The organism is Cytobacillus kochii (assembly GCF_020171845.1).
Taxonomy (GTDB): Bacteria; Bacillota; Bacilli; order Bacillales; family Cytobacillaceae; genus Cytobacillus; species Cytobacillus kochii.
Map to the genome: position 1 here is coordinate 100,478 of NZ_JAIVAM010000004.1, position 26,868 is coordinate 127,345.

General features: G+C 36.7%; 27 protein-coding genes. 26 read left to right on the forward strand and 1 reads right to left on the reverse strand.

The window, feature by feature from the left end; translation table 11 throughout:
• Positions 1–47: 47 nt before the first annotated feature.
• Positions 48–329, reverse strand: a complete 282-nt coding sequence (locus LCM23_RS07000) for a phage holin family protein (protein ID WP_095373446.1) — start codon at positions 327–329, stop codon at positions 48–50.
• 294 nt (positions 330–623) lie between these two features.
• Here LCM23_RS07000 and LCM23_RS07005 point away from each other — a divergent pair, with 294 nt between their 5' ends.
• The 26 genes from LCM23_RS07005 (at position 624) to LCM23_RS07130 (ending at position 26,868) form a co-directional block, all read left to right on the forward strand.
• Positions 624–842, forward strand: a complete 219-nt coding sequence (locus LCM23_RS07005) for a DUF1659 domain-containing protein (RefSeq protein ID WP_224936290.1) — start codon at positions 624–626, stop codon at positions 840–842.
• Between the two features lie 26 nt (positions 843–868).
• Positions 869–1,087: a DUF2922 domain-containing protein gene (locus tag LCM23_RS07010; RefSeq protein ID WP_224936291.1), complete on the forward strand. Its 219-nt coding sequence runs from the start codon at positions 869–871 to the stop codon at positions 1,085–1,087.
• A gap of 139 nt (positions 1,088–1,226) precedes the next feature.
• On the forward strand, positions 1,227–1,346 hold the full coding sequence (locus tag LCM23_RS07015; protein WP_263624176.1) for a YvrJ family protein: 120 nt from the start codon (positions 1,227–1,229) through the stop codon (positions 1,344–1,346).
• Positions 1,347–1,519: 173 nt separating this feature from the next.
• Positions 1,520–1,720, forward strand: a complete 201-nt coding sequence (locus tag LCM23_RS07020) for a cold-shock protein (protein ID WP_095373442.1) — start codon at positions 1,520–1,522, stop codon at positions 1,718–1,720.
• Between the two features lie 944 nt (positions 1,721–2,664).
• Positions 2,665–3,810: an exonuclease SbcCD subunit D gene (locus LCM23_RS07025; protein WP_224936292.1), complete on the forward strand. Its 1,146-nt coding sequence runs from the start codon at positions 2,665–2,667 to the stop codon at positions 3,808–3,810.
• The gene (locus LCM23_RS07030) at positions 3,807–6,953 is read left to right on the forward strand and encodes an AAA family ATPase (RefSeq protein ID WP_224936293.1); all 3,147 of its coding nucleotides are present in this window, start codon (positions 3,807–3,809) and stop codon (positions 6,951–6,953) included. The genes LCM23_RS07025 and LCM23_RS07030 overlap by 4 nt, the downstream gene beginning before the upstream one ends.
• Positions 6,954–7,437: 484 nt before the next feature.
• Positions 7,438–8,799, forward strand: coding sequence for an MFS transporter (locus LCM23_RS07035; protein WP_224936294.1), 1,362 nt, complete (start codon positions 7,438–7,440; stop codon positions 8,797–8,799).
• A gap of 51 nt (positions 8,800–8,850) precedes the next feature.
• Positions 8,851–9,306, forward strand: a complete 456-nt coding sequence (locus LCM23_RS07040; protein ID WP_224936642.1) for a GNAT family N-acetyltransferase — start codon at positions 8,851–8,853, stop codon at positions 9,304–9,306.
• A 967-nt stretch (positions 9,307–10,273) separates the two neighbouring features.
• Positions 10,274–11,521 carry an MFS transporter gene (locus LCM23_RS07045; RefSeq protein ID WP_224936295.1) on the forward strand — a complete coding sequence of 416 codons (1,248 nt, stop codon included), beginning with the start codon at positions 10,274–10,276 and terminating at the stop codon, positions 11,519–11,521.
• 115 nt (positions 11,522–11,636) lie between these two features.
• On the forward strand, positions 11,637–12,317 hold the full coding sequence (locus LCM23_RS07050; protein ID WP_224936296.1) for a Dph6-related ATP pyrophosphatase: 681 nt from the start codon (positions 11,637–11,639) through the stop codon (positions 12,315–12,317).
• Positions 12,314–13,270 carry a ketopantoate reductase family protein gene (locus LCM23_RS07055; RefSeq protein ID WP_224936297.1) on the forward strand — a complete coding sequence of 319 codons (957 nt, stop codon included), beginning with the start codon at positions 12,314–12,316 and terminating at the stop codon, positions 13,268–13,270. Before LCM23_RS07050 ends, LCM23_RS07055 begins: the two co-directional genes overlap by 4 nt.
• Positions 13,254–14,075 (forward strand): MBL fold metallo-hydrolase, encoded by an 822-nt coding sequence (locus LCM23_RS07060; RefSeq protein WP_224936298.1) that lies wholly within the window; start codon positions 13,254–13,256, stop codon positions 14,073–14,075. Before LCM23_RS07055 ends, LCM23_RS07060 begins: the two co-directional genes overlap by 17 nt.
• A 447-nt stretch (positions 14,076–14,522) precedes the next feature.
• Positions 14,523–15,701: an acyl-CoA dehydrogenase family protein gene (locus LCM23_RS07065; protein ID WP_095373436.1), complete on the forward strand. Its 1,179-nt coding sequence runs from the start codon at positions 14,523–14,525 to the stop codon at positions 15,699–15,701.
• 26 nt (positions 15,702–15,727) lie between these two features.
• The gene (gene fabG / locus LCM23_RS07070; RefSeq protein WP_224936299.1) at positions 15,728–16,489 is read left to right on the forward strand and encodes a 3-oxoacyl-ACP reductase FabG; all 762 of its coding nucleotides are present in this window, start codon (positions 15,728–15,730) and stop codon (positions 16,487–16,489) included.
• 20 nt (positions 16,490–16,509) lie between these two features.
• Positions 16,510–16,959 (forward strand): MaoC family dehydratase N-terminal domain-containing protein, encoded by a 450-nt coding sequence (locus tag LCM23_RS07075; RefSeq protein WP_224936300.1) that lies wholly within the window; start codon positions 16,510–16,512, stop codon positions 16,957–16,959.
• Positions 16,956–17,360, forward strand: a complete 405-nt coding sequence (locus tag LCM23_RS07080) for a MaoC/PaaZ C-terminal domain-containing protein (RefSeq protein WP_224936301.1) — start codon at positions 16,956–16,958, stop codon at positions 17,358–17,360. The genes LCM23_RS07075 and LCM23_RS07080 overlap by 4 nt, the downstream gene beginning before the upstream one ends.
• Positions 17,361–17,375: 15 nt before the next feature.
• Entirely contained in the window at positions 17,376–18,602 is a 1,227-nt protein-coding gene (locus LCM23_RS07085) for an acyl-CoA dehydrogenase (protein WP_224936302.1), read from the forward strand.
• Positions 18,602–19,375: an SDR family oxidoreductase gene (locus tag LCM23_RS07090; protein WP_224936303.1), complete on the forward strand. Its 774-nt coding sequence runs from the start codon at positions 18,602–18,604 to the stop codon at positions 19,373–19,375. Before LCM23_RS07085 ends, LCM23_RS07090 begins: the two co-directional genes overlap by 1 nt.
• Positions 19,376–19,394: 19 nt before the next feature.
• Positions 19,395–20,573 carry a thiolase family protein gene (locus tag LCM23_RS07095; RefSeq protein WP_224936304.1) on the forward strand — a complete coding sequence of 393 codons (1,179 nt, stop codon included), beginning with the start codon at positions 19,395–19,397 and terminating at the stop codon, positions 20,571–20,573.
• 33 nt (positions 20,574–20,606) lie between these two features.
• Entirely contained in the window at positions 20,607–21,191 is a 585-nt protein-coding gene (locus LCM23_RS07100) for a TetR/AcrR family transcriptional regulator (protein WP_224936305.1), read from the forward strand.
• Positions 21,192–21,193: 2 nt separating this feature from the next.
• Positions 21,194–21,631 carry an acyl-CoA thioesterase gene (locus LCM23_RS07105; RefSeq protein WP_224936306.1) on the forward strand — a complete coding sequence of 146 codons (438 nt, stop codon included), beginning with the start codon at positions 21,194–21,196 and terminating at the stop codon, positions 21,629–21,631.
• A complete protein-coding gene (locus LCM23_RS07110; RefSeq protein WP_224936307.1) occupies positions 21,628–22,689 on the forward strand; it encodes a phosphotransferase family protein in 1,062 nt (353 codons plus the stop codon). The genes LCM23_RS07105 and LCM23_RS07110 overlap by 4 nt, the downstream gene beginning before the upstream one ends.
• Before the next feature lie 10 nt (positions 22,690–22,699).
• Positions 22,700–23,428 (forward strand): 2-phosphosulfolactate phosphatase, encoded by a 729-nt coding sequence (locus tag LCM23_RS07115; protein ID WP_224936308.1) that lies wholly within the window; start codon positions 22,700–22,702, stop codon positions 23,426–23,428.
• Positions 23,429–23,448: 20 nt separating this feature from the next.
• A complete protein-coding gene (locus tag LCM23_RS07120; RefSeq protein ID WP_224936309.1) occupies positions 23,449–24,237 on the forward strand; it encodes an enoyl-CoA hydratase/isomerase family protein in 789 nt (262 codons plus the stop codon).
• Positions 24,238–24,293: 56 nt separating this feature from the next.
• The gene (locus tag LCM23_RS07125) at positions 24,294–25,973 is read left to right on the forward strand and encodes a long-chain-fatty-acid--CoA ligase (protein WP_224936310.1); all 1,680 of its coding nucleotides are present in this window, start codon (positions 24,294–24,296) and stop codon (positions 25,971–25,973) included.
• 31 nt (positions 25,974–26,004) lie between these two features.
• Positions 26,005–26,868: a branched-chain amino acid ABC transporter permease gene (locus LCM23_RS07130; RefSeq protein ID WP_095373424.1), complete on the forward strand. Its 864-nt coding sequence runs from the start codon at positions 26,005–26,007 to the stop codon at positions 26,866–26,868.

A 26,868-nucleotide genomic window follows, 5' to 3' on the forward strand; every position in this document is an offset into this window, starting at 1 on the left:
ACATGCCGGTAGCCTTTACTCTCACGAACACCATACCTCCTCAAATATCAGCCCTCGTTATCTGTTTTTTTATTTATCACTATCCCTTCCTTTGTTTGTTTCAAAACCTGATGACCAAAAACAGCGATACCAGCTGCAATAATACCGTTAACAATCGCCTCTAATGAAAAACCATATCCGATGCTCCCAATACCGATAGAACAAATAAACAAAATCCAAATGATTGTCCAATCAGGGATAATAGGGGTCTGTTTGAGTGCATGTCCAATGAGCCAAAGCGCCGGTATTAATACAAAATAATTTTGGTTCAAAAATTGCACAAGGTTCATGTCACCACCTCCTTATTCCGGCTATTAAATATAGTATGAAAACCGCATAAGATTGCTTGTTCGCTTGCACTAAGTTTAGAAGCAGAAAGGTATTATTTTTGAAAAATACTAGAAATAGTAATAAATAAATGCTTATTTTTAGGTGATCTGCTGTGTGTAATAGGAGTGGAACAATCTCAAAAGTTCTAATAAATGAAAGCACCTTGTGAGTAGCTCAGTATTAATTTATCTGATGATAGCCTGTCTCTTTTGCATTTTAACTTTTATATAAGAAGTGAAAGGGGGGAAGAGAATATGGCACAAACAATTTTAGTTGATTCAAAGCTACGATTAAGTTTTGAAACAGGTGTAAATGAAAAGGGAGAAGCGGAGTATAAGGTGAAAACTTTTAGCCACGTGAGATCAGAAACTACGGCTGACCAATTATATCGATTTGCTGAGGCGTATGGATCTTTAGCACAATCACCACTCGTTTCTATCCAAAGAAATGACAACCATGATATTTTACAATAATACTATTTGAAGGGGGAGAATAAAGAATGACGAAAAAATTAGAGTTAACTTTTGGAACGGCAGATGGAAGTGTTTCGACCATTTCAGTTGATGAGCCTAAAGAACCTATTGACATCGCTGAAGTCATTACTGTAATGGAAGAAATGATTGCTTCAGAAGCGGTTCAATCAACAAAAGGAAAGCTTACAAATGTTAAAGGTGCAAGACTTGTAGAAAGAACCGTTACTGATTATGAGATAGTGTAATATAAGGTCATTGTTACCAAGTTGTAATTTTAGGTGAACCTCTATCTTTTGCAAGGAAAGAGGTTCATCTTTTTAATTATCTTCTATATTCTTATTACGCTAAATTTAGGAGGGAACGAATGTGAGTGAGCTTGTTAAAATGATCAGTGAAGTCGGCTTTCCTATCATTGTGACATTGTATTTACTTTACCGCATTGAGGCGAAGTTAGATGTCGTTGTTCAATCGATTCAAAGCTTGCCTGAGAAGCTAAAAGATTAAAAGCGTAATTTGTTGACAGTGATGGGGATAGATGCTAAATTTAAATTAACCGTTACTCATTAGTGGTATATGAAGAAAGCTTTTCCTTTGATTGGATAGGTCTTTGTAAGTACAATGATTAAAGGTGAATTTTTATATGGTTGTTTTTTTAACCATAAGGAGGATTTTTTGTTATGAAAAACGGTAAAGTAAAATGGTTTAACGCAGAAAAAGGTTTTGGATTTATCGAAGGCGAAGACGGAAATGATGTATTCGTACATTATTCTGCAATCCAATCTGAAGGATTCAAATCACTAGATGAAGGTCAAGAAGTTTCTTTCGAAGTTGTTGAAGGTGCTCGTGGACCTCAAGCGGCTAACGTTAATAAAATATAATTCGATGATAAACAGTCTAACATTTGTTAGGCTGTTTTTATATATATAAATAATAGTTGATCTTTTCACTTAATGAGATGCTGAACCCACTTACGAAACATCTCATCAAAATCAGTCATTTTAAAGGAATAGGAGGAATGATGCTTCAATATATTTTAAAAAACATTTGTAAAGTATTACCTGCTGACTTCGTACTTGCCCACTTTCATTAATAATCTCTTGAGTCACATGCTTGCAAGGTTTTGCCCTCATATCATCATTGCTTCTTCATTTTTGGAATCTTTCATATGTATAACAATTGGTTGATTTTGACGTACACGGTTCATTTTTTGCACTCGGTAGGAGTAATCATCGAGATGATTACTCAATCACTATGATGAACCAATAATCATCCCCGTTCACTCCCTAACAAGCAGTACACCTTTTATATGATAATCTGATGATCCTTCCAATCATTGCGTTATTGTCCGTTCTAGCCCATCTTTTTCCTTAATAAATTATTATGCTCACTCCTTTATTTGTTTTTATTTAAAAATATTCAAAAAATGAAATGGAATATATTAATCTTTGTATGAAGAAAATGTTATTAAGATATAGCTTGTAATTATAGTAGATTATTTGTGATAATATGGTGAGAAAATTGGTTACAGAGTTAATGGTTCGATTATGGGAAAAGGAAGGCTTCGTCATTACTAACAATAAGACCTTACGAATCGATACTGTATGATTGATTGCAGATATGGGATGTAAGGATTACCTATGTGCCGCAGCATTCGCTTGCTATGAAAGTACGACTTTATTAAGATATATGGTTATTGAAGATAAGATAACATCAGTAGATGTTTTCACAATGTGGAAGAAAAGCAATATGAAGGCAGATTTGCCTCATTTTTATAAAAGGTTAAAGTAGGCAAACAAAGATACATAGAAGAGAGGGAAAATAAGTGAAATTTATTCATACAGCTGATTGGCATTTAGGAAAGCTTGTTCATGGGGTTTATATGACAGAGGATCAATCATATATGCTAAAGCAATTAGTTAAGCTTGTTGAGGAGGAACAACCAGATTGTTTAGTTATAGCAGGTGACCTTTATGACCGATCTGTCCCGCCCGTTGCTGCGGTAGAATTATTAAATGAAGTATTATTCACAATCAATGTAAAATTAGGTGTCCCCATTGTGGCAATTGGTGGAAACCATGATAGTGCAGAACGATTATCATTTGGCAGTTCGTGGTATCAACAAAGTGATTTTTACTTAGCGGGAAAGCTGAAAGACACGGTTGACAGTGTAAATATTAAGGGAGTGAATTTCCATCTTGTTCCCTTTGCTGAACCAGGTCTAGTAAAATATGCTTTCAATGATGATCGGATTATCTCACATGAAGAGGCAATGAAAGCGATTATCGAAAAAATAGAAAAGAAGATGAACCATAATGAGCCAAATGTGCTCGTCGGTCATGCATTTGTACTTGGGGGAGAAACGACAGATTCAGAGCGAATATTATCTGTAGGTGGTTCGGGCTGTGTAAGTGCCCGTAACTTCGATTTATTTGATTATACAGCTCTTGGTCATTTACATAGTCCAGATGCGATATCTCATAACAAAATTAAATATGCGGGATCTTTGATGAAGTATTCTTTCTCAGAGGCAAAACAACAAAAATCGGTTTCAATTATTGAGATGAATGATAATGGTACTTTTCAATTAGAGAGAAAAAGTTTAATGCCGCTCCGAGATATGAGGGAAATTGAGGGCTATTTAGACGAGTTATTAGACGAGCGTTTTTATAGCGAGCAGAAGAAGGATGATTATATAAAAGTAACCCTATTGGATGAAGGCGCGTTGATTGACCCCATCAATAAATTAAGACAAATTTACCCTAATATTCTTCATTTAGAACGAAAGCGTACTTTGCAAGATATGAAAAAGAAGACGAAATTAAATGTTTTAACTGATGAGAGAAAAAGTGAACTTGAACTATTTTCGCATTTTTATCAAGAAGTAACAACAGCTGAATTCACTGATGATAAGCAAAATATTATTGTTGATGTAATAGAAAAAATGAGAAGGGAGGGAGTTGGCCAATGAAACCACTGTTATTAACAATGCAAGCGTTTGGACCATATGCCGGTAAAGAAATGATTGATTTTACTCAATTAGGTGGTCGTTCAATGTTTGTTATATCCGGAAAAACAGGAGCGGGAAAAACAACTATTTTTGACGGGATAACATTTGCCATTTATGGGAAGGCGAGTGGGGAAGATCGAATGGGTGCAGACTTACGTAGTCAGTTTGCAGAAGAAGAGTTAATAACGGAAGTATCGCTCACATTCACAATTAAAGAGAAACGATTCTATATTGTTCGCTCTCCTCAGCAATTGAAGAAAAAAACGAGAGGGGACGGCTTCACAACCCTTGGTGCAAAGGCCGAATTATATTCGATTTCTAATGATGGTACAAAGCAACAATTAGCTGCGAATGTTCGAGATGTAGATGAAAAGATTAAAGAAATCATGCTTATTGATAGCAACCAATTCAGGCAAATACTGATGATTCCACAAGGAGAGTTTCGTAAATTACTCACTTCAGATAGTAAAGAAAAGGAAGTCATACTGCAAAAACTATTTCATACAGAGGTATATAAAAGAATAGAAGAAAGATTAAAAGATGAAGCAGCTGAACTGCGCAAAAATGTGGAAGTGAAATTTGAGCAAAAGCAGAGAATCGCGCAGCAAATTCATGCTGTTATGAATCAGGAGTTACAGAGCGTACTAGAAGAGGATAAGCTTGAGTCTATCAATCATCATCAGTTTGTAAAACTTTTATCAGAAGAATTAGCACAAATGGAAGAAAAAATAATTGACTGGTCAAAAAAAATAAAAGAGCTTGAAAAGAGAAGTTTAGAATTTCAGCAAAAGAAAATAGAAGGAAACCGGATTATTGAACAATTCACATTAAAGGAAAGATTAACTGAAAGGTATGAACAGCTAAAAGATACTGAGGAAATAATAGCGAAGAAAGAGAAAGATTTATCATCGGCGTACAAAGCAGCTGTCTTATTCGAACAGGAACAAAATTGCCACCGTTTAAAAAAAGAAATGAATCATATTTCCGAGCAAATGCAATCAGTCCAAAGTGAAGAAAAAATCCAAAAGGAACGGCTATTACATGCAAATAAAGCATTAGAGATGGAATTGCTTCGGGAGAAAGAAAGAGAATTAGTAGAATCAGAGTGGTTGTCATTAAAAAATTTACACGATGATATCCACATCTTTGCTGACACAGAGAAAAAGGTTTCATTATTAGATCATGCAATGACTAGTAAAAAGAAAGAGATTGATAAAAGCCAACAAAAACTTCATCATTTACAGCAAGAATTAAAAAAAGTAAAAGAAGAAAAGCAAGAGCTTGAGAAAAATCAAGAACATATGCTATCAATAGAACAACAACTTCATCAACACAAATATGAAATCAAACAATTACAATCACTTATACACTCAGAGCAAGAATTAGTTATTGAAAAGCAATCTTATGAAGAGAAAGATAAATATCTGCAGAATGCAATTGCGCGCTTGAATGATAGTAAATCACTTCAGCACGAACTCGAGAAGAAGTGGATAGAAGGACAAGCAAGTATTCTAGCAAGGCAGCTTCAACAAGGTGAACCATGTCTTGTTTGTGGTTCAATTCATCATCCATCAATTGCTAATGGTCATGAAACCATTCCAACTGAGGAGGATTTAAACGCAGCTAAACATCAAGTATTAGTCGTTGAAAAGGAAAAAATAGCGGCAGAGCAAGCTTTCTACCTAGTACAATCTAAATTACAACATATCGAAAAATCAATTGCGAAACTATTAACAGAAATACAATCAGAGCATCTACATCATTTAACATTAGATAATGCAAAAGAAGTTTTAGCAGAAGTGGAAGAAAACGAAAGAAAAAAAAGGCAACAGAAAAATCAACTAGAAAAAGAAAAATCAAAGCTAAAGCAATGTCAAGAAAAAATCATTTTGTTAGAAGAAGAGGTAAGTCAGTATGCAGAAAAAACAGATACGCTTAAGCAATCTGTTGTTGATTTAAACAATGAATATATAAAGCATCATACCTCGCTGCAAAGATTGATTAAGATTATTCCAGAGGATTTACGTTCTTTACCGCAATACAAAATGGCTTTGCAAAATAAACAGGACAAATTGCAGACATTAAAAGACCAATTAAAGTTGGCAGAAGAACAGAAAGATAAAGTGGCTAAACAATTAACCATTTTGAAATCGCGTTATGAAACATTCACCCAACAACATGACCATTTACAAGGACAATTACATCAGGAAAGAACGGACTTTGTTAATCGAATGCAGGAGCAAGGCTTTCAAAGTTATAGTGAATATGCCAATGCGCAAATTTCAGAAGAGCTTAGGGAACAAATCGCTCAAGAGATACGTTCGTATCGTGAAGAATTTCGTTCTGTTAATGACCGCTTAAATGAGTTGACGAAACAATTAAGAGATATAATGAAACCAGATCTAGAGCAAATTGAATTGAAAATAAATGAACTCGCTAATAAGATGCAATTTGAAAATGAGCAATACAATCAACTTATGTATAAGAAAAGAGATAATGAAAAGGCATATACACGTTTAGAAAGTCTTCATGAAGAAATTGCCGATTTAGAAGAACGTTATCGCCTCATTGGTCATTTATCCGATATTTCGAAAGGGCAAAATACGTATAGATTGACGTTCGAACGGTTTGTTTTAGCGGCTTTCTTAGATGATATCCTTATTCAAGCCAATGTACGTTTATATAAAATGACGAACGGAAGATATGAATTAACGAGAAAAACAGATCGTTCCAAAGGAAATGTACAAAGTGGATTAGAACTACTTGTATTTGACCAGTACACAGGACAGGAAAGACATGTTAAAACATTATCAGGTGGGGAGAGTTTCAAGGCTTCTCTTGCCCTTGCATTAGGTCTTGCTGATGTGGTTCAATCACATGCAGGTGGCGTTTCGATGGAAACCATGTTCATAGATGAAGGTTTCGGTACACTTGATCCTGAATCATTAGAACAAGCCATTGAATCACTCATCGAAATACAGAGTAGCGGAAGATTAGTGGGCATTATTTCCCACGTGCCCGAGTTAAAAGAAAGAATGGATGCACGCCTAGAGGTAGAGTCATCTAAAGGGGGCAGTACAACCAAGTTTATTTTTACAGCCTAAGTAATTTTGGACTCTCTTCATTGATAAGGGAGTCCTTTTTACGTAACAAAAAAGGTTTGGATTATGTAGAAACGACATCACTTCGTTTCGAATGATTTTTTTCGAGCGATTATTCACTATTATTAGGAATTTTCGGGCGAATAGAAGTGTTTGTCTATAGTCACTTTTTCACAAAAAGAAAATACTTGTGCGAAAGCAACAGACAGATAAGAGCAAGGTAAAAAAGTAAGTGCTTCACTCAGAAGCACAAAAGGTGAAAAAGGGGAGCATATGATGTTTGACCTTTACTCCGAACGAAAGATAGAAATGAAAGCTGTGCCAACAAACAAGGCTAGCCTGAGTGAATTAGGTTCAAAAACTCCTAACAAGACCCCAGCAAAAATTGTTTAATGTTTTCTTTCGAAAAGCGGAATAATAGGAATCAAAGTTTAATTATTGTATAATTATTAATAATCAGAAAATAATTAAAAGGAGGTGAAAAGGCATGGCCGTTGCATCCTTCACTCGAACGAGCGCTCATAAGCAAGAAAACCCACAATATAAAAAGTTAATTTTAGCACTCTGTTTTTGTAGCTGGTTTGTCGTTATGAACACAACAATGTTTAATATAGCCTTGCCCAATATAATAACAAACTTACATATTACCCCGATTATCGGTTCGTGGATGGTTTCTGGATACTCCATCGCTTTTGCCATTTTTACACTCACATTTAGTCGATTATCCGATTATATTTCTATAAAAAAATTGCTCCTTATTGGACTTAGTATATTTATAAGCTCTTCGTTGGTTGGATTTTTTGCTGAAAATTTTATTATCCTTTTATGTTCACGAATCTTACAAGCGGTGGGTGCTGGGGCTGTTCCAGGATTATCTATGATCATTGCTAGTAGATATGTGCCGATATCAGAAAGAGCAAAATCAATTGCCATGATTGGTTCAGGTGCAGCATTAGGTTTTGGTTTAGGTCCAGTAGTAGGTGGGGTGGCAACACAATTCTTTGGTTGGAATTACTTATTTCTAATACCGCTAATGGTTCTTGTCTTTTTGCCTATACTAATGCAACTGTCTCCGGAAAATGAAAGAAGGGAAGGGAGCTTTGATATATTTGGTTGCTTACTTACTAGTTGTACAACTATTGCCGCCCTTTTAACTATCTCGCAAACATCTTATTTATTCGGCGCAGTATTTGTAGGTTTAGCAATCCTTACAATGTTCTATTTGATGAAGCAGAATCACCCATTTATATTTCCGCAATTACTATTCAATAAACACTATATACGATTATTAGTCATTGGTTTATCAGGTTTTATTTTCCATTTTTCAAATTTATTTATGATGCCACTTATTTTAGGGAATTTGCATCATAGAGACCCAATTATTATGGGCCTATTGATATTTCCCGGTGCCATCATCGCTATGTTTGCTGGACCCTATATTGGTAAGTTGATAGATTTATATGGAAGCAAGCGTTTTATTTCTCTTGGCCAATTAACATTACTGATCGCCTCCTTACTGTTTGCTTTTTTACAAGCGTACAATTCGTACTTTATTATGGGTGCTTACATTTTTGCAAGTATCGGTTTTTCTATGCTAAATAGCAGCGTTGCCAATGAAACAGCCTATCTATTATCAGCAGAATTGAACAGTGCAGGTATGGGTCTGTTACAACTACTTCAATTTATTGGTGGAGGAATTGGAGTGACAATATGTGGATTATTAATGAATCTTCAGGAGGAATTGCCACTATATATTCAGTATGAACGCGTCTACTTTATGCTTGCATGTATACTCGTACTCGCTTTTAGCTATCAAATCATCTTTCGGAAAGTAGATATTGAAACTTAATAGTTCAAAACAATATAATAATAGAAAAAGAATTCAAGGGGACAATAGATGATGGAATTGATGATCGATGATTTATCAGGTACAGATATTCAACAATTGATAATGGAACATTTAGCGGATATGAGCAGTCAATCACCTCCTGAAAGTACACATGCTCTAAATTTAAATGGTTTAAAACATCCTTCTGTGACCGTTTGGAGCTGCTGGGAATCTGGTTTGCTCGTTGGTTGTGCGGCATTAAAAGAGCTAGACAACCAACATGGTGAGATCAAATCGATGAGAACAGCAAAAAACGCTTTACGAAAAGGGGTAGCAGGAAAACTATTAGATCATTTGCTTCATGAAGCAAAGGAGCGGGGGTACTTACGTTTAAGTTTAGAAACAGGTTCGATGGAATCTTTCGAACCAGCTAGAAAATTGTACGAAAGTAGAGGGTTTCAATATTGCCAACCATTTGAACACTATAAGGAAGATCCCAATAGTGTGTTTATGACACGAACAATTTAGAATAAGAAAATTATTCTTGTTAGGTGATGCTAGTTAAGAACAGCTACAATAAAAAAGGGTGCAAACCGAATGTGATTTGCACCTGTTTTTCTTCGCATTATGGAAATATTTTTTTAAAGGACAAAGGTGAAAATGAAAAATAAAATGTAAATGAAGATTAATAAGCCGATAATTGTAAAGGCAATAGTTGCTATTTTACTACTAGAGTATTTATTAAGAACAAACACCATCACAATATAGAGAATAAAAAAGATTAGAGCTGGTAAGAAAATAAAGAATGTTGAACTCAATTGGAAAACCCTTTCTTTTGCAATATATGTACATTCTCTACTATCTTAAATGAAAGCTAGTAGGACATGCAATATTTCATAAAGAGCATAACCTTTTTGGGTTATTTTTCAAGCGTATGATAGGTATATTAAAACGGTAACAGAAGGAGATATGTAAACGTGAAAAAATAGAAAGATGGAACAGCAACCTCCCTTTCAATTGTTTGCTATCTTCTCTTTACTAGTGCGAGGGAAGCTATACATACAATAAAAATATGACAATTACATAAAATAAACATTCTTTGTGGTAGAAAACGATGTGATACTGAATAATTCCCCCCCTTATAATGAAAAGTTTCTGTGATCTCCTTTAAGCAATTGCGACTTCTTAACACACTAATTAAGGAAGGGGTGTATCTTTTTTGGAGCGCCACTCGTTTGTCGGTTCACACCCACATCCTCAGTCAATTGTAGTTCTGTCCACTTTTTTCGCTACACAACAGATATGGAATCCTTGAGCAATTCCTTTCCCTCTTTTCATACATGTGGATTTTTACAGTATTATTTAAAATGTCAAAATGAAATGTAAAAAAATTTAGATAATTATTAACCTTTTTATTTTGTTGAGGATATTTATGGTATCATTTGTAAATAACAAAGATCCTAAATTCTAGTGAAAAAGGAGATTTGCGCGACAATTGATATCATTACATAATTTGAAAGAATGGAAAAACCCCATCATTTTATTTATCTCACTTTCTAGTGCCCATATTGGTAGTTTTGTATATTTAGCAGCCATTAATGTATTGGTGTACAAAATAACAGATGGTTCAGCAGCGGCTGTCGCTGGTCTATGGATGATTTCACCAATAATCAACATGATGACAAAGTTGTGGACAGGTAGTTTTATAGATTATCGTAGTAAAAAGAAAATCGTGATGATTACTTATGTTTTACGTGCTTTATTAATTGTAACCATGTTCTTCGCAACGAATATAACCTACTTGTATCTTATTTTAATTGCTTTAAGTGTGGCGCAATCATTTTTTGTCCCTGCGTCAGTAACCTATACAACGATGATAGTCCCCTTTGAGAAAAGAAAAAAGTTCAATACATTCCGTTCGGTCACATCATCTAGTGCTTTTATAATTGGGCCAGCGATAGCTGGTGTATTTATCTTGTTGACAACCGTTGAGGTGACTCTTTTATTAACTAGTTTGTTTTTTGTCATTGCAGCCCTCTTTATTTGCTTTCTACCTGATGTTGATAAGAAGAAGATGGAGGTCCCTCGATTAACAGTTAACAGAGTAAAAGGAGATTTTACCATGGTTTTTACCTTCTTAAAAAAAGAGAAATATGTCAGCTTTGTCTACTTAGGTTGTTTATTTCTGGTAATCATTGCCTATGTTATGGATGCGCAAGAGGTCGCTTTTATTCAAACAGTAGTCGGCCTTTCTGAGACTGATTATAGCTTTCTTTTGAGTATTACAGGTATAGGATCGGTTGGTGGCGCTTTAGTATTAACCATAATGGCAAATAGACTAACAATCCGATCAATGATTACTTGTGGAATGTTCATGATGGCTATCGGATATGTTATCTACTCATTATCCTCATCATTTACGGCTGTGATGAGCAGTTTTATTCTATTAGGTTTTTTTAATAGTTTCTTAAATGCTGGAGCCTTAACTTTTTACCAAAATAATATCCCGGTAGAAATGATGGGCAGAGTAACAAGTATCTTTCAATTGCTGCAAAGTATGCTTCAAGTAGGATATTTAAGTATCATTATACTAATGACTCATCTCATTCCATTAAAAAATATTATCATTACATTGAGTCTGCTCCTTTTTGCATTCACTTGTCTTTATGTTGTAGTTATTTTTCGCTATTCTTTTCAACGTTATTTTACAGAAAAAGGGGAGGAGATGTCTTCTGATGAATAACAGCAAATTGCCATGTTTGCATACGACTTTTCTGCAAACAGTTTTATTTGCTACCTAAGAGTGAAAGGAGTATGATGTGTTATAAGAATATTCAGTTTATTGAAAGGGGGATTATATGGGAAAAACGGCTTTATCATGGAGTGGGGGGAAGGACGCTTGTTTGGCATTAGACTACTTATTGGCTAATGGAATAAGTGTTGAAGTATTGATTACAACAAAACAACCATCTGCAAAAAGGACATATGGTCATGGAGAAAAAACAAATCTGTTAGTAAAACAAAGTGAATCATTAGGTATACCTATCCATTTTATTGACACAGACATAGATAACTATACAGATAGATTTGTAGAAGAATTAAAGCAAATGAAGATAAAATATGATTTAGAGGCAATTGCATTTGGGGACATTTATTTTACGCCCCATAAAGATTGGGGAGAGAAGCTTGCTTCAACAGTCGGGTTACAGGCTATTTATCCATTATGGAGAAAAAAAGAAGAAGTAGATGCACTTCTAAAATCGTTTATTCAGCGTGGTTATAGAGCTAAAGTGATAAGAGTCCGTCCGGATTGTTTATCTGATAGTTGGCTAGGCAGAGAGATAGATGATGAGTTTTTTCAGAAGATTAAGTTAGAAGAAGTCTGTCCGATGGGAGAAGCAGGAGAATATCATAGCTTTGTTTATGATGGACCGATTTTTTCTAAAGCGGTTTCACTCCTTACTAAGGAAACAGTGTTATGGGAAGGATCTAAGAAGGTTGATTACCATTTAATTCATGATGGGGAGGTAGAAGTATGAAAATAGGTGTGGCCGGGGCAGGAGCAGTTGGAAGTTTGTTTGGGGCATTACTTGCAAATGCTCATCATGAAGTGACCTTTCTAGCCAGAGGTAAGCATTTAACTAGATTGCAAGAGAGGGGCATAAAAGTAGTTAGTGAGCAATATCCTATCCTTAACTTAAATAATGAACATACGATTTTCACTAATGACATACATGCGTTAGCTTCAGTAGACATCCTTCTATTTTGTGTAAAGTCTACTGATACGAAAAAGTTAGCTGATAGCCTTAAGGGTGTTATTAAAGATGAGACAATGATTGTAACGATGCAAAATGGGGTGGATAATGAAGAAGTATTGGCACGAAGTCTAACGAATAATAAAATTTTTTCTTGTGCGACTTATGTGCAAGCAAGTATAACTGAACCAGGCATTGTGAAAGAATCGGGATCACATCAATTATTAATAGGTGCATTACAAAAAGAAGATAGCAATCAAGCGAGAAAAATAGTTGATTTATTTCAAAGAGCAGGAATAAGTGCAAAATTCACAGAAGAAATCCTTAACCATAAGTGGAAAAAGCTTCTTTGGAATATTACCTTTAATCCGTTGTCGGCTATTACAAAAGCAACAATTGGCGAAATATTAGAAAGTGTGGAATTAAGTGCTTTGGCGAAAAACGTGGCGGCAGAAGCCGTTTCTGTGGCAGCAAGACAAGGTTATCCATTTGATAAAGAAAAAGTGATTCAGTCTATTTTTAAAAAAGCGACCTATGCCAAAGAACATCAGACATCTATGCTACAAGACCGGTTAAATGGTAAGGCCATGGAATACGAATCGATGTGTGGGTATGTTCTTAAACTTGCCCATGAAACAAAAATAGAAGTGCCAACGATTATGTTTTTATATAGTATTTTGAAATTTTGGGACGAAAAAGAAAAAAGAAAGGACTACGGATATGCTGAAACCTTATAAACATGAAGGTGTGATTTGCGCCGAAGGAAATTTATTGAAGAATAGTAAAATTTCAAGAAAAATATTCTCTTTTATTATCGACGGTTTGGTGATTGATACTGGGCCGTATTCGATGTCATCTGCCTTCACTCAATTTTATCAATCCTATTTTGTTGATCAGGTCGTTTTAACACATAGTCATGAAGATCATTCTGGCAATGCCTCGTGGTTTGCTAAACAACAAATTCCTATTTTTTGTCATCGGTTAGGGGTAGAGATTTGTTCTGAAGAGGCGCCGTACCCCTTGTATAGGCAAAAAACATGGGGAGCAAGAAAAGCGTTTCCTGCCTATCCGTTATCGCAAAAAGTTTCGTCAAGACAGCTTGATTGGGAGGTAATAGAGACACCCGGTCATGCGGATGACCATGTTGCTCTATTTTGCCGCAATAAAGGGATAATGTTTACAGGTGATTTATATGTTCAGCCTCATACAAAGATTGCGATGGATACAGAATCCATTCCGGAAATTATACAATCAATAAAAAAATTGTTAACTTATGATTTTGAGGCAATGTTTTGTTCTCATTCAGGGTATTTTCCTCATGGTAAAGAACAATTGCAAGCGAAATTGAATTATTTAGAGAATCTCAGTGGTGAAATCATGCAATTGTATCTTGAAGGAAAAAGTGTTTTAGAGATTCAACAATTACTTTTTCCAAAGCACTATCAAATGATTGCGTTATCAAATGGTGAATGGGATACCCTTCATATTGTTACTTCGATCATTAATGGCAATCAAGAAAAAATCAAAAAATCATCGGTTTAGTCTTGGCAAGAGAAACAATCTCTGATATTATAATGAATATTAAAAACATACTGACTAGTCAGATAATATTTGATGTTTTTATTACTCCATGATACATTTCCATTCAACTACTAAGAACTTTGCAAAATTACTGCGTGGTTTGGCTGTAGACACTTCTATGTTTTTAGTTCCATTACTACCTCTGCCAAACGTTTTTATCAATGAAATGAAAGCGTTTCCTAACTATTACGTTCAAAGAAATTTAACATCATTGTTCTAAGCCAGTTGTAAAATGAATACATTCATAATGTCATTTAGAGGTGGCTACTCTATGCTTCGCAACAGGCAAGAGTAAAACAAAATTGATCATGTTGTTATTAATAATGTGAAAAAACTAACCGGTTAGTATGTAAAAAAGTTCTAACATACTAACTAGTTAGTATAAATAAATAGATAGAGGTGAAAAGAATGGATTTACGGTTAACAGAAGAACAAAAAATGGTACAACAAACCATTAGAAAGTTTGTGGAGAAAGAATTAATTCCGTTAGAAAATGAAGTGTTAAAGAATGAACGAGAAGGAAAACCAAGTCTTTCTAAAGAAGTGCAGAAGAAACTACAGTTAAAAGCAAAGGAAGCAGGTTTTTGGGGAATTAACACACCTGAGGAATACGGTGGAGCTGATTTGGGACAAATGATGCAAGCCATTGTTTGTATTGAAGTAGCTAAAACGTTTGTGCCATTTAGTTTTGGTGGATCTGCTGACAACATTCTTTATTATGCTAATGAAGAACAAAAACAAAATTATTTAATTCCGACGATAAATGGTGAGAAAAAATCTTGTTTCGCTATGACTGAACCTGGAGCAGGATCTGATACGCAAAATATTCGCATGACAGCAGTGAAAGATGGAGATGAGTGGGTTCTAAATGGTGAGAAAACTTTCATTACTGGTGGTAATGAAGCAGATTTTGTTATGGTCATCGCGATAACGGATAAGGAGCTACATAAGAAAACAAAGGGTAGAGATGGTGTCACTTGTTTTATCGCTGACCGCGAAATGGGCTGGAAATCAGAATTTATCCATACGATGGGTGAATGGGGACCAGCTGGACTTGTATTTGATAATGTACGAGTGCCAGAGAAGAATATACTAGGTGAATTGCATGGTGGTTATAAACTTGGCCTTGAATGGATTGGATTTGCTCGTTGGATAGTAGGAGCAAGAGCAGTTGGAGCAGCAGAGAGACTATTGCAAATGGCATTAGATTATGCAAAAGAACGAGAAACTTTTGGCAAACCAATTGCTGAGAGACAGGCAATTCAATGGCAAATTGCCGATTCAGCCGTTGAAATTGAGGCAGCTAAGTGGCTAGCTTTAAATGCTGCATTTACTTTGGATCAAGGGGAAGATAATCGACACTATGCATCAATGGCAAAACTTTATGGGTCTAATATGGGGAACAGAGTCGTTGACCGCGTATTACAAATTCATGGGGGCATGGGGTATACAAGAGAGCTTCCGATTGAGAGATGGTACCGCGAGGCAAGACTTTGGAGAATATATGATGGCACAGATGAAATCCAACGTATGATTATCTCAAGAAACTTACTGAAGGGGCATGTGAAAATCGGACAACAAATATAAAGGAATGATACAGGGGGCATATGAAAATGACAAGATTCACAGGGAAAACTGCATTTATTACTGGTGGAAGCCGAGGAATTGGTAAAGGCGTCGCTGAGCTCTTCGCACAAGAGGGGGCAAATATTGCTATTATTGATATCAATGAGGAGGCATTAGCAGAAACAGCCGCAGAATTCAAGGAAAAGGGCTATCATATCTTCGTGAAAAAAGCGAATGTTGTGGAAGCAGGCGAAGTAGAAACAGCAATGGAGGAAGTTGTGCAACAGTTTGGTACACTTGATATTTTAGTTAATAACGCTGGTATCATCCGCGATAATTTACTGTTTAAAATGACGGACGATGATTGGCAATTAGTAATGGATGTACATCTGAAGGGATCCTTTAATGCATCGCGTGCCGCACAAAAATATATGGTCAAGCAAAACTATGGCAGAATCATTAGTATTTCTTCTACTTCTGCTCTCGGTAATAGAGGTCAGGCTAACTATGCAACAGCAAAAGCTGGTTTACAAGGGTTAACAAAAACTTTAGCCATTGAACTTGGACGCTATGGTATCACAGCAAATAGTGTCGCACCTGGTTTCATTGAAACAGAGATGACAAAGGCTACAGCAGAAAGAGTAGGGGTACCTTTTGCAGACTTTATAAAAGGAGCGATTGCGGCTATACCGGTTGCGAGAAGCGGAAAACCTGAGGATATCGCCAATACAGTTGCTTTCTTTGCAGATGAGAAATCATCATTTGTGAACGGTCAAGTTATCTATGTTGCGGGCGGTCCAAAAAATTAAAAAAGGAGTTGATACACAGGATGTACACGGATGTGATTGGCAAAGTATCAGGTAAGGTGAAGAATACTGTTGAACGTGGGTTAGTCAAACGGTTCGCGCAATCGATTGGCGACCCTCATCCCATTTTTATTGACGAAGAATATGGAAAGAGAAGTAAGTATGGCACAAATATTGCGCCACCTACTTTTCCACGTGTGTTTGAATCAGGCACAATTGAAGAGTTACAGCTCCCTAAGAAAGGTTTGATTCATGGTGAGCAAAGGTTCCATTATGAAAGACCTCTCCTCGTTGGAGAAGATGTTTATGTTTGGACCGAAGTAAAGGATTATTATGAAAAGAAAGGGAACAATGGTTTAATGGGTTTTCTTTCCGTAGTGAAGTATGGAGAAGATAAGGATGGGAAGCTCATTTTTAAAGAAGAAGCCATTACCATCATTACAGAAGCTGTGAGAAAGGCGATGAGTGTATGAGTAATATCTTGACTTTAGAAAAAGGAAAAACATTGTCAGAAACCTTAGCGCCTGTATCGAGAATGGACTTAATAAAGTATTCAGGTGCATCTGGAGATTTTAACCCCATTCATACAGTTGATGAGGAAGCAAAGAAAACGGGACTTCCTGGAATTATCGCTCATGGCATGTGGACAATGGGTAATTTGGCCAAATTATTCACACCATATTATGAAGAAGGATTTATAAAGGATTATCGCATTCGTTTTTCAGGTATGGTCTTTATTGATGATGTGATTACACTGGTTGCTACAGTGACTACTGAAGAGGAGCAGGAAATCGCATTTGAGGTGAAAGCAGTCAATCAAGCAGGGAAAGCAGTCTTAAAAGGTGATGTCACGTTTGTTAAAACAAATGGATAAGAGGAGGTGCGTGTAATGAATTTTGAATATTCGGATAAAGTAAAGCGTTTACAAGAAAAAATTAGTGATTTTATGGACCAATATGTTTTTCCAAATGAGAAAACCTATATGGAGCAAATAAGTAAGGAGAATCGATTTAGTACCCATCCATCCATTATGGAGGAACTAAAAGCAAAAGCAAAAGCAGAAGGATTATGGAATTTATTCTTACCGGATAGCGAAGATGGTGCAGGTTTAAGCAATATCGAATACGCTCCATTATGTGAGTTAATGGGGAGGTCATCTATAGGACCTGAAGTATTTAACTGTGCAGCGCCAGATACAGGTAATATGGAAGTATTAGTACGCTACGGAACGGATGAACAGAAGGAAAAGTGGCTAAAACCATTACTAAACGGTGAAATACGCTCTTGTTTTTCCATGACTGAACCGAATGTGGCCTCATCTGATGCGACCAATATCGAATCCAGCATTATTCGTGATGGAGATGAGTATGTCATTAATGGAACAAAGTGGTGGTCATCAGGGGCAGGTGATCCTAGATGTAAAATTGCCATTGTCATGGGTAAAAACGATCCAAACGCAGAAAAACATAAACAACAATCGATGATATTAGTCCCACTTGATACACCAGGTGTAAAAATCAAACGTACATTAAATGTGTTTGGTTACGATCATGCTCCTCATGGTCATGCAGAAATTGAATATAACAATGTAAGAGTCCCTGCTAGTAATATGCTACTAGGTGAAGGAAGAGGCTTTGAAATTGCACAAGGCAGATTAGGACCAGGGCGCATTCATCATTGCATGAGAACGATTGGGGCAGCGGAAAGAGCATTATCCATTCTTTGTGAGCGTGTCCAAGAGCGCATTGCCTTTGGCAAAACATTAGCAGAACAAGGTGTTATTCAAGAATGGATTGCCGAAGCTAGAATGAATATAGAACAATCTCGTTTACTTACGTTGAAAGCTGCTTATATGATGGACACTGTTGGAAATAAAGCTGCCAAAACAGAGATTGCCATGATTAAGGTAGTCGCACCAAATGTGGCACTTCAAGTGATTGATCACGCCATTCAAGCACTAGGTGCAAAAGGAGTAAGTCAAGATACACCGCTTGCTGCAAGTTGGGCGAATATTCGAACATTACGGTTAGCAGACGGTCCAGATGAAGTCCATAAAAGAGCGATTGCAAGACAAGAGTTAAAAAAATATAAAAAAGTAGCACAGGGGGTCCAATAATGCATGTAAAAGAACTGTTCGATCTATCTGGGAAAACAGCTATTGTCACTGGGGGCGGAAGAGGATTAGGTGAACAAATTGCTGAAGGGTTTGCCGAAGCTGGAGCAAACATCGTGTTATGTTCCAGGAAAAAAGAGAATTGTGATGAAGTGGCCGATCGTTTAAAAGAACTTGGTGTTGAAGTACTGACTTTTAAATGTGATATTACTAATCCAGAAGAAGTGCAAACAGTCGTCGACGAAACGATTCAGCGTTTTGGAAAGATTGATATTCTTGTCAATAATAGTGGGGCAACATGGGGGGCTCCAGTAGAAGAAATGCCTCTAGAAGCCTTTCAAAAAGTGGTCAATGTAAATGTTGTAGGCACATTTCTAATGTCACAAGCTGTTGGTAAAGCAATGCTGGTTGAAAAACAAGGGAAAATCATTAATATAGCTTCTGTTGCTGGACTTAAGGGGTCAAATCCAGAGTTAATGGACGCAATTGGATATAACTCAAGTAAAGGTGGTGTCATTTCTTTTACAAAAGATTTGGCTGTGAAATGGGGACCGAGAGGCATTCATGTCAATGCGATTGCACCTGGGTTTTTCCCAACAAAAATGTCCAAGGTTCTTATTGAAAGAAACAGCGATCGCTTCTTGCAAAGGACACCACTTAGGAAATTTGGTTCCGACTCGGATTTAAAAGGAGTGGCTTTATTTTTAGCCAGTGGTGCGTCCAATTTCATTACTGGTGAAACAATTGCTGTAGATGGTGGAACAACGGCAATGTAAAGAGAAGGGGATGGATGAAATGGGTAATAGAGAAGCAGTAATCGTTTCAGCTGTACGCACAGCGATTGGTAGGCAGGGAGGTGCTCTTGCCTCCGTTCCAGCTCACGTATTTGGTGGCGAAGTTATTAAGGCAGCAGTAGAGCGGGCGCAAGTGAATGTGGGAGAGATTGATGATGTGATTTTTGGTAATGTGCTAAGTGGTGGAGGAAATATTGCTAGATTATCAAGTCTTCAATCAGGTCTTTCTCTTAATCTACCTGGCTTAACAATAGACCGCCAATGCGGATCAGGTATGAATGCTGTTGCACTTGCTGCAGCAATGATTAAAGCGGGTGAGGGAGATGTCTATATTGCAGGTGGAGTAGAAAGTATGTCGAGGGCACCTTACTTGATGGATAGGGCTGATCAGCCGTATAGTCCAAGACCCCCTCAATTTAGAAAATCACGACTTTCACCTGATGAAGTTGGAGATCCACCTATGGGGATAACAGCAGAAAATTTAGTAGAAAAATATGATATTTCTCGTCAAGAGCAAGATGAATATGCCAATCGTAGTCAAGCAAGAATGGCTAAGGCGATGGCAGAAGGCCGTTTTAATGAACAAATTGTTCCGATAAAGATTCCTATTAGAAAAGGTGAGCCGATTACTTTTAATGAGGATGAACACCCAAGACCACAAACGAATATAGAGGGGTTAGCTAAACTTAAACCTGCATTTAAGCAAGCTGGCAGTGTGACAGCCGGTAACAGTTCAGGCTTAAATGATGCCGCTTCGGCGCTTGTTATCATGTCGAGAGAAAAAGCGAATTCACTCGGTTTACGTCCATTAGCCGTCATAAAAGAATCAACTGTCGCTGGTGTTGACCCTAATATTATGGGAATAGGTCCTGTACCTGCTGTTAGAAAACTATTAAAGAAAACTGGCAAAACACTTGAAGATATTGATTTAATTGAATTAAATGAAGCATTTGCTGCACAAGTCATTGCTTGTGACAGGGAGTTATCATTCAATCCTGAAAAGTTGAATGTGAATGGCGGAGCGATTGCTCATGGTCATCCATTAGGCGCAACAGGTGCCATACTTGTTACGAAAGCAGTGTATGAATTGCAACGGTCACTGAGCCAGACGGCTTTAATTACCGCTTGTATTGGTGGAGGTCAAGGGATTGCCCTTCTCATTGAAAGAGAACTAGTCTAAGAATAGGCATAGTCATAGTCAGGAGGGCTTTTAGTGAAAAATCAAATTTTAAAGAAAAGCATCGATTTGTTTGATGATAAAGGCTTTAAAGAAACGACCATTCAAGATATTGTGGATCAACTCGATGTGACAAAAGGTACTTTTTATTATTATTTCAACAGTAAGCAGGAAGTATTAAGGGATATCCATTTAGAATACATCGAAGGTTTATTACAAGAACAAGAGGAAATCTTACAAAATCAAACATTAAGTAATAAAGAAAAGCTCTACGAAAACATTTATTTAACATTAAGTAAGATTGACACCCAGGGCAAAGAAGCACGAATTGTGCACCGGGAGTTAAGGCATTTACATGAAGATCATGTCAAACAAATTAAATTAAAGAGAAAAGAATATCGATTAAATTTTGAAAAGATTATTGATGAAGGTAAAAAGACAAAAGAATTTAGTAATCATATTCGTACGGATATTCTTGCATTCGGATTTTTAGGAATGACGAATTATAGCTATTATTGGTTTCGAACAGATGGTGAACTAACGGATAAGGAATTAGCACGATTTTATACAGAAATCATTTTAAAGGGTATTGAAGAAGTGCCTGTTAAAGAGGGGATTTGATGATGCATAAAAAACATCAAATAGAGGTGTATGTACGGTTTAGTGAAACCGATGCTGTTGGCCATGTCAATAATACAAGTTATTTTCTTTATTTTGAAGAGGCAAGAACGAAATTATTTTATGAGATCCTACCTAATAGAAATAAACAAAGTAGCATGATTTTGGCTTCTATTCATTGTGATTATGTTGCCCCAGCTTTCGCAGGTGAGGAACTAGTTGTGACAACTGAGGTTAGCAATATTGGCCGTAAAAGCTTTGAATTACAGCATTTGTTGACAAGAAAGATGGATGGGAAATTGGTGGCTAAAGCAAGTTGTGTCACTGTGTGTTATAACTTCATAGATGATCATTCTATTTTGATTCCAGAACATTTAAGGAATAACTTAGAAAAATATCAGCCTCTCGCATTACTAAGTACAACAGAGGAGGGTGTTCAATGACATCTGATACAATTCCCATTCGAGAAGGTGAAGGGCTGGATGTTCATCGCTTAGAACAATATTTAAAAGCAAACATAGATGAAATACCTAACAAACCATTAGAAATCTCCCAATTTAGTGCAGGTAAATCAAATCTAACCTATCAATTAAAAGTTGGCAACTGGGAGGCTGTGTTAAGAAGACCGCCTATGGGACCAGTAGCACCTAAAGCGCATGATATGGAGAGGGAATATAAAGTACTACAGGAGATCCACCCTTTTTTCAATCAAGCACCAAAGCCTTTTATTTACAGTGATAAAGAACTTTTAGGTGCACCGTTCTTTATTATGGAAAGAAAAAAAGGGGTGGTGATAGACGATTCCCTCACTATTCCTGATGGTGACAGTGCTTATGATGTCGGTCAAAGGATATCACAATTGATGGTAAACGCTCTTGTACAATTACATGATATCAATTATCAGAAGACCAAACTAAAAGATATGACGAGACCAGCTGGGTTCATGCAAAGGCAAGTAGATGGATGGATAAGCCGATATCATCGTAGTAAAACAGATGAAATTCTTGGGATTGATGAACTTACAAATTGGTTAGAGTCCCATCTCCCACATTCCGAAAAAACAACGATTATCCATTATGATTTCAAGTTAAATAACAGTATGTTCAATCAACAGTTAACAAGATTAATCGGTGTCTTTGATTGGGAAATGTCAACTGTTGGTGACCCATTAGCGGATCTAGGTGTTGCCTTAAGCTACTGGCATGAAAAAGGTGATTCCGATCTATTGAAGAGAGGTCTAGGAAACGAGTCGGTGACAACAAAGCCTGGCTTCTTCACAAGAGAAGAGTTTATTCAAGCATATGCTCTAAAAAGTGGGACAGATGTCAGTCAAATTCATTATTATTTAACATTTGCTTACTTCAAACTCGCCGTTATATGTCAGCAAATTTATTATCGTTGGAAGCGCGGACAAACAAAAGACGAGCGCTTTTCTAATCTAAACTTATATGTAAATAACTTAATACAACATGCTGTAAAGACATCTAGAAGAAAATTGTGAGGTTATTGATATGGTGAAACTTCATGTAGTCATGAAAAAAGAAGAAATCGATAAAGAGAAATTAAATGGGCAGAAGGTGGTCGTTGTTTTTGATATTTTGATGGCCACATCAGTTATAACAACTGCGATTCAACACGGGGCAAAGGCGGTTATACCAGTAGCGAATCAAGAGGATGCATTATATGAAGCAAGTATTCGTGAAAAAGGAACATATGTGTTAGTTGGAGAATATAACGGGCTAACGATAGACGGTTTTGAATCGCCCCATCCAGAAAGGTTATCTAAAACTGTATTAGGTAAGGATATCATCTTAACAACCACCAATGGAACAGTGGCCATCAAACATGCACTTAATGCAAAGAAAGTGTATATAGCATCCCTTTTAAATGCCAAACATTCTGCTAAGGCAGTTTGTAACGAACATCTTGATGAGACGGTAGTACTTGTTTGTTCGGGATCTTCTGGTGCATTTAATGTCGAGGACTTTTATGGAGTCGGTTATTACATCGATTGTTTAATAACTAGCAGTCATAAAGCTTGGGAAATGTCAGATACAGCACTATGTGCCCATCAGTTTTATTTGGGTGCAAAAGAAAAAGGAACAGAATTATTAATGGCTTCACGTGTAGGTAAAATGATTGCAAATCACGGTATGAAGACAGAAGTAGCGTTCGCAGCTCAAAAAGATATTTTTGCCGTTGCACCTATTGTAACGGATGAAGGCGTAATCGGCGTTTAATAAAAAAATGAGGTGAAGATATGACATCGAAAACAATGAGTCATTTACTAATGAAAATTGAGAATGGTGTAATGGAATTAACATTAAATCGACCTGAGGCATTAAATTCATTTAGCCCTGAGCTAATTCAAGGGTTAAAGTCAGCACTACAACAAGCGAAAGCAGATAAAGATATTCGTGTTATTGTATTGAAGGGTGCAGGAAGAGCTTTCAGTTCTGGTGGAGATGTAAAAAGGATGGGTTCAAGGTCGCCTCTAGCTACTTATGAACATATTGGTAATTTGAATGAGCTTATTCTTTTAATACAATCTGTAGAGAAACCAATCATTGCAGCCGTACATGGATATGCGGCAGGAGCTGGGTTTAATCTAGCACTAGCATGTGATTTAATCTTAGCTGAAGAAGAAACTAAATTTATTTTAAGTTTTTCTAAAGTAGGCTTAATTTCGGATGGCGGCGGCTCTTATTTTCTACCTCGATTAGTTGGATTGCAACGTGCGAAGGAACTATTATTTAGCGCAGAGCCATTAACAGTTGAAAAAGCATACGAATTTGGCATCGTAAACCATATTTACAAAAAAGGTCACTTTGAAGATGAAGTAAAACAATATGCGGAAAAATTAAGTGCTGGGCCAAATATTGCGTATGGATTTATTAAAAAACTTACTAACGAATCTTATCAGTTATCATTAAAACAAGTATTAGAACAGGAAAGGATTACACAAGGAACGATGGTAACAACAGAGGACCATCATGAAGGAATTACTGCTTTTAAAGAAAAAAGACAACCTGACTTCAAACGTTCTTAAATTAAATATGACACCTCTATGAGCTATTCTAAAAAGTTAAGGAGGAGATTAAATTAATGCAAACAAGACATTTTGATCACTGGCCAAAGCTTCCAAAAAAATTGATTGTTCCAGAAACTTCAGTTTACCAAAACTTGGAATTCTCAGCACTTCAATATCCTTCGCGAGAGGCTATCCATTATTATGGAAATGAAATAAGCTTTAAGCAATTATTAGACGAAGTGAAGAGTGTTTCTAGTTATCTTCAAACGGAATTACAGGTAAAAAAAGGAGATAAAGTCCTGCTCTTTATGCAGAATTCTCCACAGTTTGTCATTAGCTTCTATAGCATTATGAGAATCGGCGCAGTCGTCGTTCCGATTAACCCAATGCTTGTTACGAGTGAGTTAGCATTTTATATTAATGATTGTCAAATTGAAACAGCAGTTATCGGTCAAGAATTACAACCTATTGTAAAACCACTTATTGAACAGACTTCTTTGAAACACCTACTTATTGCCTCCTATTCAGATTATATTGACCCACAAGATAACATAGATAGACCAGATGTAGTTGCAGAACCACGAAAAGAATGGACAGAAGAGCAAGATCATTTCCGGTGGGATGACGCTATAAAGATGAGAGAAATCGTTCCTTATTATACGAGCAAACAGGATGATTTAATCGTCCTTCCTTACACTTCAGGAACAACCGGTGTACCAAAAGGCTGTATGCATACGAATTATTCTGTTCAAGCCAATACCGTTGGTGGTGCTTTATGGGGGAGGATTTCAAGTAGCAATGTCATTTTATCTTCTTTGCCATTTTTCCATGTGACCGGAATGGTGCAAAGTATGCATGTACCCATTTATGCTGGAAGTACCATGGTCATTATGACTAGATGGAATAAAGATACGGCATTACAACTTATTGAGAGAAAGCAGTGTAGTAATTGGACAGCTATAAGTACGATGTTAATTGATTTTATTTCTAATCCTAAATTAACAGCTGATCGTATAGCTTCACTTATTGGCATTTCCGGTGGTGGCGCTACTTTGCCGGAAGCAGTTGGTCAGAAATTAGAGAAATTAACTGGATTAACTTTTTTAGAAGGGTATGGCTTGACCGAAACAATTGCACAAACCCATTCAAATCCAACAGATCATCCGAAAATGCAATGTTTAGGCATTCCCTTCTTCGATGTGGATGCTAGAATCATAGATCCTATTACAAATGAAGAATTGGGTATCGATGAGGTTGGTGAAATCATCATTCATGGTCACCAAGTAATGAAAGGTTACTATAATCGTCCGGAAGAAAATGAAAGCGCTTTTATTACTATAGAAGGAAAACAATTTTTTAGAACAGGTGATTTAGGAAAAGTAGATGAAGAGGGTTATTTCTTTATTGTTGATCGTGTTAAAAGAATGATTAATTCTTCAGGTTATAAGATTTGGCCGACAGAGGTGGAGTCGATTCTATATCGTCACTCTGCGATTCAACAGGCTTGTGTCGTGGGGATTCCTGATCCGAGACGAGGAGAAGCAGCAAAAGCCTTCGTAATATTAAATGAAGACAGTAAAGGAAAGACATCTGCTGAAGAGATTATTCAATGGGCTAAAGAGCATATGGCTGCCTATAAAGTTCCGAAAGTGGTTGAGTTTAGAGAGTCTTTCCCAATGACATCTAGCGGGAAAATATTATGGCGTAAACTGAAAGAAGAAGAAGAATCGAAATTGAATCAACAAAAAGTCTAATCTTCTACTGACGTGAAAAAGGGGGAAAATGATGGAACTTTTAATGCAACAATTGTTTAATGGATTAACAATTGGGAGTGTCTATGCCCTAGTAGCTTTAGGGCTCACTTTAGTATACGGCATTCTCCATATTCCAAATTTCGCTCACGGTGCTCTGTACATGGTAGGTGGATATATCACTTTAATTATGATGACTGAAGCAGGTTTACACTATATTCTCGCAATGGTTGTTTCCATTTGTGTAGTCGGACTATTAAGTGTCTTAATGGAGAGACTTGTGTTCTATCCTTTAAGACACTCTCCTCCTATTCAAGATAAAGTGGCTGCCATCGGTATTTTACTTTTTCTTGAAGCATTAGCACAGTTTATATGGGGAGCGGACTATCGCCAAATGTCAACACCTTTTGGGCAGGTGGTGGAAGTGTTTGGTCTCACACTGACATTGCAAAGAATACTCATTGTATTCGCAGCAATTGCCGTGATGATTTTGCTTTACTGGTTCTTAAAGAAAACATTTACGGGTAGGACAATCATTGCAATGGCCCAAAATAGAGAAGGGGCGCAATTAGTAGGTATCAACACACATAAAGTAGCGATCCTCACTTTTTTTATTGCTGGTGCTCTGGCGGCAATTGGTGCTTCACTTACGTCACCAATTAACCTCGTCTTTCCTGGAATGGGACATCTGGTAATCCTAAAAGCTTTTGTCATTATCATCATCGGTGGAATGGGCAGTATTCCAGGAGCCATATTAGGTGGATATATTCTAGGGTTCACGGAAAGTTTAGGCGCAACCTATCTTTCTGCAGATTATAAAGACATCATCGCTTTTGTATTATTAATTCTTATTCTATCGATTAAGCCTCAAGGAATTTTCTCTAAAGGAGGCGTATAG